This window comes from Erysipelothrix sp. HDW6C (assembly GCF_011299615.1).
Lineage (GTDB): Bacteria > Bacillota_I > Bacilli_A > Erysipelotrichales > Erysipelotrichaceae > Erysipelothrix.
Genome location: NZ_CP049861.1, coordinates 2,096,227 through 2,109,101 on the forward strand (window position 1 = coordinate 2,096,227; position 12,875 = coordinate 2,109,101).

At 39.6% G+C, this 12,875-nt stretch carries 14 protein-coding genes; 4 read left to right on the forward strand and 10 right to left on the reverse strand.

The window, feature by feature from the left end; all coding sequences use genetic code 11:
• Positions 1-10: 10 nt before the first annotated feature.
• From G7062_RS10000 to G7062_RS10010, 3 genes are all read right to left on the reverse strand, one after another.
• Positions 11-1,753 (reverse strand): ABC transporter ATP-binding protein, encoded by a 1,743-nt coding sequence (locus tag G7062_RS10000; RefSeq protein ID WP_166065780.1) that lies wholly within the window; start codon positions 1,751-1,753, stop codon positions 11-13.
• A 155-nt stretch (positions 1,754-1,908) separates the two neighbouring features.
• Positions 1,909-2,919: a hypothetical protein gene (locus tag G7062_RS10005; RefSeq protein ID WP_166065781.1), complete on the reverse strand. Its 1,011-nt coding sequence runs from the start codon at positions 2,917-2,919 to the stop codon at positions 1,909-1,911.
• Between the two features lie 12 nt (positions 2,920-2,931).
• A complete protein-coding gene (locus tag G7062_RS10010; RefSeq protein ID WP_166065782.1) occupies positions 2,932-3,372 on the reverse strand; it encodes a MarR family winged helix-turn-helix transcriptional regulator in 441 nt (146 codons plus the stop codon).
• Positions 3,373-3,455: 83 nt separating this feature from the next.
• Here G7062_RS10010 and G7062_RS10015 point away from each other — a divergent pair, with 83 nt between their 5' ends.
• Positions 3,456-3,974 (forward strand): DUF1697 domain-containing protein, encoded by a 519-nt coding sequence (locus G7062_RS10015; protein WP_166065783.1) that lies wholly within the window; start codon positions 3,456-3,458, stop codon positions 3,972-3,974.
• Positions 3,975-4,039: 65 nt separating this feature from the next.
• On the opposite strand, the gene G7062_RS10020 is transcribed toward G7062_RS10015, so the two are convergent.
• The 3 genes from G7062_RS10020 to G7062_RS10030 are packed head-to-tail and all read right to left on the reverse strand — an operon-like array spanning position 4,040 to position 7,191.
• Positions 4,040-5,203: a hypothetical protein gene (locus tag G7062_RS10020; protein WP_166065784.1), complete on the reverse strand. Its 1,164-nt coding sequence runs from the start codon at positions 5,201-5,203 to the stop codon at positions 4,040-4,042.
• A gap of 18 nt (positions 5,204-5,221) precedes the next feature.
• Positions 5,222-6,076: a YitT family protein gene (locus G7062_RS10025; RefSeq protein WP_205700126.1), complete on the reverse strand. Its 855-nt coding sequence runs from the start codon at positions 6,074-6,076 to the stop codon at positions 5,222-5,224.
• Positions 6,073-7,191 carry a M20/M25/M40 family metallo-hydrolase gene (locus tag G7062_RS10030; protein ID WP_166065786.1) on the reverse strand — a complete coding sequence of 373 codons (1,119 nt, stop codon included), beginning with the start codon at positions 7,189-7,191 and terminating at the stop codon, positions 6,073-6,075. The genes G7062_RS10025 and G7062_RS10030 overlap by 4 nt, the downstream gene beginning before the upstream one ends.
• A gap of 374 nt (positions 7,192-7,565) precedes the next feature.
• Here G7062_RS10030 and G7062_RS10035 point away from each other — a divergent pair, with 374 nt between their 5' ends.
• Positions 7,566-8,510, forward strand: coding sequence for a helix-turn-helix domain-containing protein (locus tag G7062_RS10035; RefSeq protein ID WP_166065787.1), 945 nt, complete (start codon positions 7,566-7,568; stop codon positions 8,508-8,510).
• Between the two features lie 57 nt (positions 8,511-8,567).
• A complete protein-coding gene (locus G7062_RS10040) occupies positions 8,568-8,855 on the forward strand; it encodes a hypothetical protein (protein ID WP_166065788.1) in 288 nt (95 codons plus the stop codon).
• A gap of 14 nt (positions 8,856-8,869) precedes the next feature.
• On the opposite strand, the gene G7062_RS10045 is transcribed toward G7062_RS10040, so the two are convergent.
• Positions 8,870-9,355 (reverse strand): 8-oxo-dGTP diphosphatase, encoded by a 486-nt coding sequence (locus G7062_RS10045; protein ID WP_166065789.1) that lies wholly within the window; start codon positions 9,353-9,355, stop codon positions 8,870-8,872.
• A gap of 142 nt (positions 9,356-9,497) precedes the next feature.
• Between G7062_RS10045 and G7062_RS10050 the strand changes: the two genes are divergently transcribed.
• The gene (locus G7062_RS10050; RefSeq protein ID WP_166065790.1) at positions 9,498-10,040 is read left to right on the forward strand and encodes a DUF4256 domain-containing protein; all 543 of its coding nucleotides are present in this window, start codon (positions 9,498-9,500) and stop codon (positions 10,038-10,040) included.
• Positions 10,041-10,062: 22 nt separating this feature from the next.
• Here the strand turns inward: G7062_RS10050 and G7062_RS10055 are convergent, their stop codons facing one another.
• The 3 genes from G7062_RS10055 to phnE form a co-directional block, all read right to left on the reverse strand.
• Entirely contained in the window at positions 10,063-10,917 is an 855-nt protein-coding gene (locus G7062_RS10055) for an ion transporter (protein ID WP_166065791.1), read from the reverse strand.
• A 100-nt stretch (positions 10,918-11,017) separates the two neighbouring features.
• Positions 11,018-12,100 (reverse strand): metallophosphoesterase, encoded by a 1,083-nt coding sequence (locus G7062_RS10060; RefSeq protein ID WP_166065792.1) that lies wholly within the window; start codon positions 12,098-12,100, stop codon positions 11,018-11,020.
• A 1-nt stretch (position 12,101) separates the two neighbouring features.
• Entirely contained in the window at positions 12,102-12,875 is a 774-nt protein-coding gene (gene phnE / locus G7062_RS10065; RefSeq protein ID WP_205700127.1) for a phosphonate ABC transporter, permease protein PhnE, read from the reverse strand.

Consider the following 12,875-nt stretch of genomic DNA (forward strand, 5'->3'; position numbering starts at 1 on the left):
GTGCCTCCTCCTATAACGCTTCCGTTAGAAATGTGTCATCTAACATGGCGCGTCCTTTTTGTGTTTCATAGATTTCTTGATAGACCGGTGAAGTCTCTAACAATTCGCGGTGTGTACCTTGTTGCACAAGGCGGCCTTCGTCAAGCACAAGAATTTTATCAGCATGAACAACTGAAGATATTTTTTGTGAGACAATAACTTTTGTCGTTTGACCCATTTCTGCTTTGAGTGCATCTTTTACATTTTTTTCTGACTTAGCATCCAAAGCACTTGTACTGTCGTCAAGAATAAGAATATTCGGATTTCCTACAATACCGCGCGCGATTGAGATGCGTTGTTTTTGACCCCCAGAGAAGTTTGCCCCACGTTGGAACACTTCGGCATCAAATCCATCTTTTTCGTGTTCAATAAACTCCATTGCTTGAGCAATCGCAGCAGCATGTTTCATTTCTTCCAGTGTTGCATCTTTCTTACCTTGGCGAATGTTGTCAGCAATGGTTCCTGAAAAGAGCGTCGGACGTTGTAAAACGAGTGATACATTTTTACGCAGTTCATCCTCACTAATCGTTTTGAGATCATGATTATCAACGGTTACAATACCTGTTGATGGATCATAAATACGTGCAATCAATTGCACAAGTGTCGATTTTCCAGACCCTGTCGCCCCAACAATCCCCAGTGTTTCACCATGGTTGATTTCAAAGTTAATGTCTTCAAGTGTTGGGTGATCCAATTCATCATAGGTAAACGATACATTTTCAAATTTAATGCTTCCCGATGTAAGCTTGGTGTCATTAACCTCATATGTCATATCAACCTCAGTATCGAGGACTTCTTGAATACGTTTTAATGATACAAACGCACGTGAAGAGAAACTTACCATCATCCCACCGATCATCAACGACATCATAATCATAACAATATAGTTGATAAACTTAATTGCGTTTCCTAAAACAGCCGGTGTCAAATTGGTCATGTTACCAATAAACATCATAATAACCGCAGATCCCCCATCCATAATAAGGAAGAAGGAAGGCATAAGAATACTAAATACAAATCCAACACCAATAATTTCTTTTGTTAGACGTTTGCTCTCTCCCGTAAACTTTTCAATTTCACTATCTTCTTGAACAAAGGACTTCACAACGCGCATTCCGGTAAAATTCTCTTTAGCGATGGCGTTAATTTTTTCAATTAATTGTTGCATGCGTCCAAATTTTGGTCCCATAATTCCAAATGATACCATGACCATAAAGATAACCAAGAACATAATTACCAATACAATCCACCATAATTCTGGCATCGCCATCATGGCAAGTATGAGACTCCCCACAAACATAACCGGAATTCGTGTCAGTGATTGCAGAATAATCATGACTAAGCTTTGCGCTTGTTGTGAGTCATTGACCAATCTTACGACAAGGTTACTTGCAGAGAATTTCTCAATATTGCTGTAAGAAAACTCCTGCACTTTATCAAAAACATCATTACGGATATCAGAACCCGTACGCTGTGCCATTCGCGCAGCAATGATTGTATTAATGATCCCCGCGGCAAATCCTGCAACAGCGAGCCCAATCATGATGAGGCCTTGTGTTGTTATTTGGTCTGTATCATTGGCAACAATTGCTTGAATGATATCAGACATAATTGTCGGTTGAATCAGCTGGCTTGTAACAGAGATTCCGACAAGTATAAAGGAAAAAACAATTGACCATTTATACTTTTTTAGATACTTCATAATTAATTTCATAGGTAGCCCCTTTCGCGGAATCGCACCCCATACGACATCCTCTTTTTTGCATCTAGGGTCTATTATACAGAAGTTATTTTTTATTGTGAAGTTTGATGCTAAGATGCAATATATTCCCGCTAAGTTGCAACTTTCTTTTGATTGAAAATGACACCCTATTGGGTGTCAAGAATGTTCATGTTAAGTTGGGTTAATTCAAGGAGTGATTCAACATCGATAACATCCGCAATCGTTATCAATCCTCGCTTTAAGGGCGCACTTACCATGCGTCTTGCGATAAGTGTAGCAACATCACCTGTAAATTGTGCTTCATCCGAACCAACGACACTTATTTCATGGTGCCCACCTTGGATGCTGACTGCAAAGAGGTCCGATCCGACAACGGGACGCTTCATAGCACCTTGAATCAGATTGCGCATCCACGTGGTTGTGGCAATGCGTATGAGTCCTGTTGTGCTAAGGGCATGAACAACCCAGGTTGCAAATCCCATATCAAACCCAAGTTTGGTTTTGATATTCTTATCAGCGAACTCACGTTGGAGCATAAACTGATCTGCAAAATTAAAGTTGTAGGACTTGTATTTGCTGTTCGCAATTACAACCCGACCTCCTTCTTTAAATGGCGTTAAGCGTTGATCTTGCCATTGATATTCTGTTACGAGGTTATCAATTGTCCATGTGATTGCCGCATCGCCATGTTTATCTCCCAACCCAAGAATGATGTGAACATCAATATCCTTTACTTCAGGATACATACCAATAAAGTGATGGGTCAACAAATTGGTAAGGCCTGGTGCAAGTCCCACTCCAAAAATATACGTCCCTTTTTGTGATAGGGGTAATTGTGCAACTCTTTCGATGTACGTACTATTTGCAGTTACGTCCATATAATTAAGACCATGGTTATCACAATATTCTATCAACTGGGTATCCTCTTGATCAATACATACAATCATATGGGCCACATCTTCAAGAAGTGCTTCATCTAAAGGTTGGTTTATATCCATAACGCGTACTTCTGCTTCAAGTCGTTGTTGATTGAGGAAGTCATGAATTCTCGCTTCATTTCTACCCACCAATATGATTTTTTCACCCCTAAGGGCATTACTAATATGACGCCCAACATGTCCATGGCCGCCAACAATCATAATCTTATCTCGTTTCATACATTCCCTCTTTTAACGGTATTGCGTATCAATATCATGCAAAGCGTCCAATAGAACATCAAGTCCTTTTTCAAAACCCGCCTGCTCTGTTTCACTCAATGATTCTCGCAGTTTCTGTTGTAAATCATGGTGAATTTGCAAGTGACACTCATAGTAATGATTCCCCAATTCTGTGAGTGTGAGCACTTTACTGCGCTTGTCTTTTTCAGATGGTGATTGCATAATCAAATCGCTTTTCGTAAGCGTTTTAACAACTTGTGATACTGCTCCTTTACTAATAGATAACACGTTCCCAATCTCTTGAGCCGTTATCTGTTTGGCATCTCCTATTGTCTGAATAATATGCAACTCACTTGGTGTAATTGAACCATAACCCGGCACATGAATTCGTGTCCGTTCTTGTTCTCGCAATTTAAGGATTACACTCCCAATTCTATCATTTAACGTTTTCATAAATTTAGTTTAGCAACTATACTATTTTATTTCAAGGACTTCGCTCTCGAAATATATTATAATAAGTCTAGCGAGGTAACACTATGCGACACATTGCACTTTTAAGAGGTATTAATGTTGGCGGTAAAAATAAGGTTCCCATGGATTTCTTAAAATCCTTGTGTGAATCCCTGGGTTATACACAGATTAAAACCTATATTAATTCTGGGAATATAATTTTTGATACCGATGATTCCGATGCTAGCAAGAGAATTCATGATGGTATTTTACAGGAACTCAACTTAGATATAATTGTACATGTAATTTCTGCATCCCAATTGGCTGCAGTACATGCATTGCTTGAAGATCACTGGGTAACTGATAAAACTGTACTCACAGATGTCATGTTTGTTATAGACCCCACTATGGACATGGAAATGCCCTGTGTAGAGGGTATCGATACTATCATAAAACATCCTGATGCAATTATATGGCACCTAAATCGTGCCGATTATCCGCGTAGTGGTGTTGTAAAACTGATGCGATCGCCTGTCTACAAGAATGTTACAGTTCGAAACGCCAATACCGTACGGGCCATCTATGCGCTTGTAAATGAAACATAAACATAAAAAAAGCCCACAATGCACAATCACGATAATCTATCGTGAAGCACATTGTGGGTTTTTGTTTATCGAATGAGCGTTACAATAAGTCCTGTTACAAATACCGAAGTAATTGTAACAGTAGAGAAACCTGCAATAATCATCTTTGGAAGAATCTGTGACTCAATTGCTTGAATCTCAGCCTCATCCGTTCCCACACTCTTCGCTGCTTCCTGACTAAGAATCATAGTTCCAGGGAAGCCATATAATGATGTTAGACCTACAGCAATCGCCATCAATGGGCTATACCCAAGCAATTTTCCTGCGATCGATGCAAATACAATACTTCCTGTTACACCAACAAGGAATGATAGCGTTAATGGAATGATAAGCTCAACTAAGTCTGTAACTGAGATTGTTGAAAGTGGACCAAAGATAATAATCATGATGGATAACATCATCAATCCATAAGCATCAATACCATTTAAGATGTTGGCTTTTAAGATTCCAAACTCACGAAGGGCAACACCCAAGATAAGTGCCACGATGAATGTGTTAAGAATCCCACCAGTAAGTCCGCTAATGTATGTTGCAAGTAACATGACAACCCCAACGATAAAGAGTGTTCCTGCTGTTGTTTGGAAGGCTGCAGGAAGCATCGTCTTGCTTCCATCTTCTTTTGCAACAACCTCAACAACCTCTAGGGTTCCATTGCGGTACTCTTTTTGAAGTCTTTGTGCTTCTTTCTTCAAAATAATCGATGTCAATGGGAATCCGATGATTCCTTGGAAAGCAGAAATTAAGACTGGTAATACCGCTACGGACACAAGTCCTAAGGCTAATGCGGCATCTTGAACCATAATAATGGATATCGTTCCACCACTGATACCACCAATAGCGGCAATTGCGTAGTTCAAACTCTCAAACATTGGACCAAACACAAGTAATGCAACAGTTATCCCAATGATTGCCGAGACACCAATAACAACTGTTTTCCATTGGCTTTTCAACTCTTTGATGCTGATCATTGTTCCAATATGAATAATGATAAAACCAAGAACGGTTGTTCCCAGTGTTAACAAGGATGAACTCTGCAAGATATCAGCAGGAATAAAGTTTGTTTTAAAACCAATCAGAAAGATAACAGACGCTACAAATAATGATGATAAAAGCGATTTTGTTCGCTTGGCGATGATGTCACTGACCGTCCATATAAGCATGACAGCAGTAAACGCTAAAACTGGATTCATATTTTTTCTCCTCTTATTTTAAACCACGGTCTGATAGGTAAACCCTAAGCCATGGACTTCTGAAACATTGTAGGCAATTACAAACGAACGCTTGTCAATTCCATCGATGATGGTCATGAGTTTTTGATACTCTTGACTTGATAGAACTACCATAAGCATTTCCTTATTGTTTCCGGTATAACCACCAGACACATTGAAGATTGTTACCCCACGGTTAATCTCCTTATAAATTGCATGCTTGATGGTATCAATATCTAATTCACTCATAATCAACACAGCTTTACTGCGCTTGAACCCCATTTCGAGGTAAGTCATGACAATGGATGTAATAATAAGTGAAACGACAGCATACAAGAATGCTTCTGTTCCAAAAACAAAAATATTGAAAATAACGATAATTGCATCCGTTATCAAAAGACCAACTGACTTGTTGATGTTGTAGTATTTTTTTAGAATCATAGGCGGAATTGTCGTTCCCCCACTTGATGCATTAATTTTATAAAGAATGGCAACTCCGGCTGCAAAGATGCTACTTCCGACTAATACCGAGAAGAAACGATCTTGAACAACCATAATTTCTGGAACAAGTGCCAACGAAATCGGCAATAAGATACTCCCAATCGCTGTCCGAATAAACACATCTTTCCCCAATAAGAAGTAGGTAAGAATTAACATAAGTCCATTCAGAACCATAACAGTTACTGCGCGATCAATCCCAGAGACTTGTTCTACAAGAATCCCAATCCCACTCACACCACCAGCAGCGATGTGATGGGGTCCCAGAAACATATTGATACTGATTCCAATTAATGCGAGCGCAAAAGCTACAATGGGAATCTGTTTGATTACTTTTGTGATTTCGTCTTTACTCATGATGCGTAATCCATTGCGTTCTTAACCAATTGATAACACAGTTCAACTGCTTTATGGAGTTCTGCAACAGGAATATACTCATCAATTGTGTGTATATTTTCGTATCCAATGGATAAGTTAACAACTTCTTTTCCCCTGGCGTTGAAGATGTTTGCATCACTTCCACCGCCACTGACCTCAAAACGAGGGTCAATTTCTAAATCACGAATTGCTGCACTTGCTTTTGCAACAATCGGTGTTTCGCGATCAAAGTAATAACCAACAGATTTAATATCGTAAGCAAATGACACTTCTGCCCCAAATTCGTGGGCTACCGCTTCAAATACATCATTCATATGTTGAATTTGTGCATCGAATTGTGAACGTTCGATTGAACGTGCTTCTGCTTTAATAAATACTTCCTCAGCAACAATGTTTGTTGCTGCGCCACCCGTAATGGTACCAATGTTTGCGGTAGTATAATCGGAAACACGCCCTAATTTCATACGTGAGATGGCAGTAGCCGCAACAGTAATGGCTGAAATTCCTTTTTCAGGTTCCAAACCAGCATGTGCAGTCTTTCCCTTAATATGAACATCAATTGATGCAAGTGTGGGGCTTGCGAGCGTAATGCTTCCTACAGGACCACCATTGTCTAGAACAAAGCCATGTTTTGCTTGCAAGAGATTGCTATCAAATGCGGCTGCTCCAATAAGTCCAATTTCTTCACCTGGTGTCAAAATAAATTCAATAGTTGTATGCGCAGCATTATTCTCAACAAGTCGTTCAATCAACTCGAGCATAATTGCGATACCTGCTTTATCATCAGCAGCTAAGATGGTAGGTCCGTCCGAATAAACGATGCCGTCCTTAACCTTTGGCACAATGCCGACTCCCGGCGAAACGGTGTCAGTGTGAGCTGAGAAGAATATGGGCGTTCCGTCCACATTCCCTGGTAGTGTGAATAAGAGATTGTTACCCCCAAGGCCAGTAGCACCCATTGAGTCATCCTCCATATAGTTCAATCCTAAGCTGGTGAATCTTTCAATTAAATAACGGTGAAACAAGCCTTCATTTCCTGACTCGGAATCTATGATGACCAAATCCATAAATGTTCTAACTAATCTACTTTCCATAACTACTATTTCCTCCTCCAAATTATGTAAATTCGCATTGTAGTCTTGCGGAAGTGTCGTTTCACAACCGCTGCCAATTACAAATGAATCGTAACATGACGAGCTAAAGTGACACTTTCGTTAGTCATATATGACTTAGAAAAAGTTATTTTTTTTTTGCGCTTTTTTCCTCCGGTTCTTTGAAAGCCCTTATCTTTGTGAACATTTTATCGGAGTTCACAAAATACACAGTCTTGTTCACATTTCTCTTATATTTCTTATTTTACTGTTTCACTCAACAATAGCAATCATAACGATTTATTTTTTTAGATTGTTTGTGTCGAGTTACCCTAAAAAAAAGTGTATACTTATATTAACAATAAGGAGGGGTTCTGTTGATGAGAATGAACGCCTATTTCAATATGATTCAAGATAATACCGGAGAAACAATACGAACAATCCGGACTAACTCAAATTTATCCCAACGAGAAGTTGGAGAACCCTTTCTCGGACAATCAAATATTGCCAAGATCGAACAAGGATTGACCGATCCTTCATACATCAATTTCATGAAGATACTTTACAATCTCAATGTAACACTTAATGAGTTTATGTTCCTTGCTGGTCATCATAAACAAAACCGTAAAGATAAAGTTCTAAACAACTTGGAACAATTTAATCATCTAAACGATATTAGCCTTGCCGAGGAAACCATTAAACTGTGTGATATTTGGTTTGCGGATACAGGCGATTTATTCTTCTCAGACTACGCAACTGTTCTTCGATGCTCTCTTTATGTCTCTCAGCACGAGCAGATTGAACTGGATACAACTCTTTTCGATCAACTCACAACTATATGGAATCGTATTCTCGCTATGGATGAGTGGTATTTGAATGAACTGTATCTTATCTCTTATGTCATTCTCTTGGTTCCATTTGATGGTGTTGTCGACGTTGCTGAAGAAGCGCTAAGACGCTTGGACGTATATGACCTCCATCTTGCCGAGACAATTCGTCAGCAAATTCATGGTATGCTTACCATTATGTTAACCATGCGTGGACAATATGAACTTGCCATCGAATATGCAGACCGCTACTTCACAACTAGTCAACACGCCATGTCTGGGAATGTGGCCATTTATACAAATATGTTTCGCGCCATCTCATACCTTCATTTGGGACAACGCGAAAAAGCAACCAAACTTGCGCGCATTTCAATTAGCATTGTTGCCCTTCTCCATCAAAATGAAAAAGAGACAATGTTGGAAGTCATGAAACGTGCAATAATCTCATTTCCTCCAGAAGAAATTGAACAGTGGTTTGATGATATTTATATTTAGCATATTTCTTCTCTTAAGATTCATCGCGTGATACGATAGATATAAGAAGGTGATAGCATGAAAAAGTCAATGACCTATGCAGTGAGTGGGCTTGTATTTATAGTCCTTATGTTTCTTGCAACACTGCAAGAAACACGAAGTATCAACAGTGACATAACTCACCGTGGATCTCAAAACATTTCTCAACAAGCACCGCTACGACTTCACGAAGAAAAGGCTGCATATTATGCCATTCGCAAGGATGACTTCACATTTAAAATTGTGCTATCCGCTGTTGCTTCATTACAAGTATTCATTGTATTGAATAAATTTCTACCCATACAAAATGAGAAAGCGCACGACTAAGTCGTGCGCTTTCTTTATAATACTGGTTTTCCATCTGCATAAATCTGTATTCTTTCAACTTGATTTTTTTTCTCATCCCAATACATTTGATACTCGTAAGAGTCATGCTTCAACATCAATTGAATTCGCGCCTTCATATCCTGCGGGATAGGCAGTGTCTCAATTTCACCAAGATCATACCAATCACACTGTCCCTCAGGACCATCACAAACCAATGTTCCAGTGAAATCATCACAAAAGTAGTCGTAATAGAGGTATTGTTCATTTTTTTCAGAATTGATATATCCCGACATCCCCTTTAATATGAGATCTTTGGCATGAAGCCCAGTTTCCTCAAGCAGTTCACGTTGTGCCGATTCATAAAAAGTCTCTGGAAAATCAACTTTACCACCGGGTGCGACAAGCCCATCAAAATCGCCTTTGTTTCGATCAATAAGAAGGATTTTCTGATCCTTAACTACGACAACAATATTCCAAAACCGATAATTTGTCGTTCCCATATGCTACCTCGCTGTATCTCTTCAAACCATTATACAGGATACTTGATACTTTTTCGATGGTTATCTTTGCATGAGCGTAGAAATAAATATCATGAAATGGTATATTCTAGTAAAGAGTGTCCGACACTAAAGGAGTATTATCATGAATCCAGAACTACAAGAACTACTTGAGACATTAGAAGCACGTTTCCATTCACACCCTGAGAGACATCAGGGCATATTATGGGATGATGTTGCTGCTCGTTTGCATGACAACCCTGAAAAGCTTCGTGTTTTGTTTGAAATGGAACTAACTGGCGGAGAACCTGATGTAGTCATGGTTGATTCTAAAACCAATGCTTTTGTATTTTTTGATTGCAGCAAAGAAAGCCCAAAAGGACGACGCAGTGTATGCTATGATCATCCAGCATTGGAAGCGCGTAAAGAGCACAAGCCAAAGAATAGTGCACTTAACATGGCAAAAGAAATGGGAATCACGATGCTTGATGAAGCACAAACACGGTTTCTTCAAACACTTGGTGATTTCGATACAAAGTCATCCAGTTGGATCATCACACCACCTTCGATTCGTAATTTAGGCGGTGCAATCTTCAGTGACTTCCGTTATCAAACCGTCTTTGTATACCATAATGGTGCCGATTCTTATTATGGCGCGCGTGGATTCCGAGGGGCAATCTCTATCTAATTAAAAAGGCGCTTAGGCGCCTTTATTCATGCTCATTATTTTGTAAGGGTTGACCACAACACGGACAATAACTCATTTCATCGGTAATAACTGGGAGTTTCGAGTTTTTGGGTTGTTGGAGTACTTTTGACTGTTCGATAAATCCTGCTGAAACAATACCCGTTGGAATGGCGGTTAAACCAATTCCTAAAAAGGTTATGACAGCACTCAAAATACGTCCCAAACTGGTTATGGGATAGATATCACCATAACCAACAGTTGTGATGGTGGACATCGCCCACCACATCGCCGACAGGGCATTGTTAAATTTATCCGGTTGAGCGACATGCTCTACATCATACATTAACATTGAAGCTACAAATATCAAGACAACAATAACGATAATGGATGACGCGAGCTGTGATGCTCGTGTTTTTAATACCCTCCCAATCAAGGTCAATGAGTTTGTATAACGATTAATTTTAAAGATTCGCAACAGACGCACAAGTTTAATTACTTTCAAGGTACCCACACTGATTCCAAAGAATGGAAGATAAAATGGGAGGATTGAAAACAAGTCAATCAAAGCCATTCCTGAACGTGCATACTTCAGTCGTGCCTTAGTTGGGGATAGATCAGGATAAATCAACTCTGCGGTCCACAATCTCAAGATGTACTCGATCGTAAAGAGAATAACAAAAACAGTCTCAGTTCCGTTCAAGAGTGATTTAAATTCAGTAGATATCTCAAATGTATTTAAGAATGCAACGATAACACTGATGATGACAAGAATCATTAAGAATGTATCGACAAGATTGGCAACAAATGTATTTTCATCATCCTCACGAATGATATTATAGATTCGTTGTTCAATAATTTTGTTATGTGTATGTTTCATACCATACCCCCTGACCCCATGTACTGGTTTCATTATATCAATTTCATGTACGTTTACAATATAAAAGCAAACGAAGCGAAATCGTTTGCTTTATGAGTGATTAGGGTTTAAAAACATGATGATAATAGAGATCAAAGATATTGGCAACAGTGAATGCGCTCAGACGGTATGCATCCAATTGACGATTCGTGACAATACAGGCATCATCTCGTACTGTACACCACGGAAAGGACGCCAACTCAAATCCGTTGTATGTGTAAGCACGCATGGGGTAAACGGATGAAAATGCCGTTATCATTGCCTGAACTGTATTGTCTTCCAATTCAAAATCGTAAACATCTCCGTTTAGAAACTGTCTTACAAATGCTTCAAGATGACGCGTATCAACGGTAGACTCAAGCCACTTATTATAAGCTTCATCCTCACGAATACGTGATTGTGGTATTACCCAGGATAAGGCATAAGGGGCATGAGAAGTGATCTCAGCAATTTTTTTGAGCCGATCTGGCACTTGAATAACATGACAATCCTTTACATAACCGGAGTTTTCACGATGTTGATGTCCACAAATAAGAATATCAATTCCCGTGATCGAACGCGCAATCTTATACGCCTCATCTTCTCCAGTCTGGTATTGCGTTTCATGTCCCGTAGATAAATCACATTCGATACCCCCGTGATATGAAACAACAATGACATCTACAGTGTCGCGAAGTGCTTCAACGTATTTCGCAATCCATTGTGGTGCTGACTGGCAGCGCAAATCTTTTGTATTGGCAAATGACGTCAACTGGGAGAGATTTGATGTTACTGCACCAATAATCGCAATGCGTTGTTTGCCTTTGGTGATGATTGTATACGGTTCAAAAAGATGATTATCTTGGTTATCGAAAATATTACAAGCAATAACCGGCATATCCAACTCTGACACACGATCTAAATAAAAATCTAAGCCATAGTCAAAGTCATGATTGCCAGGAACCATTGCATCAAATTTTATAGTATTAGCAATCTTAACGAGTTGATTCTCTCCTGCTTGATGATTCCAATATGTTGCATGCGGACTTCCAATAAAGAAGTCACCATTATCGATAAGAATCGTATTTTCAAAATCCCGTTCCAACAATACGTCAAGTCGCTCGGTGTTGTAGCCATGAATGTCAGAGGTCGCATAAATTTTCATATTATTTGAGTCGCTTTCTAAGCATTGCAGCGAATGTGTCAATAACAAACACTGTAACAATCACACCTAACAGAATAATACTTACACGGCCCCAGTTTCGCGCTTGAATCGCGAAAATGAGCGGTGCTCCAATACCACCTGCACCAACCAGTCCAAGGGTCGAAGCAGAACGAACGGCAATTTCGAAGTGGTTGACGATTAGACTTGCGAATATTGCAAGGACTTGAGGAATTCTGGCGAAGAAGAGGGTTTGCAAGAATCCAGCTCCGACTGACTCCATCGCCTCCACAGGTCCAAAGTCAATGGCCTCCATCTCTTCTGCGAAAAGTTTCCCCAGCATCCCAATTTGATGGGTTGCAATAGCAAGTACACCCGCAAAAGGTCCCGGACCGACAACTTTAACAAAGATGATCGCATAGATTAGTTCTGGAAAAGCTCTGAGTACACTAAGTATTATTTTAGCAACACGAGATATCACACCACCATTTTTCCATAAATTTTGCGCACTTAGGATTCCCACTGGAACTGCAATGATACTGGCAAAGAACGTTCCTAAGAAACCAATCCCCAAGGTAAGTATGAGAAGTGAAAACACATCTTCACCACTTCCATCATAAAAATACGACCATTCTGGTTTGAGTAGTCCTGAAAATACACCCCGTGCCAAGTCCCACGAAATCGAAGATAGCATGCTGTAGTCGACAGATATAAATGAAACGATAACAATCACAGCCAATACAGCCATAACCCATTTGTCTTTAATCATGCGTAACAT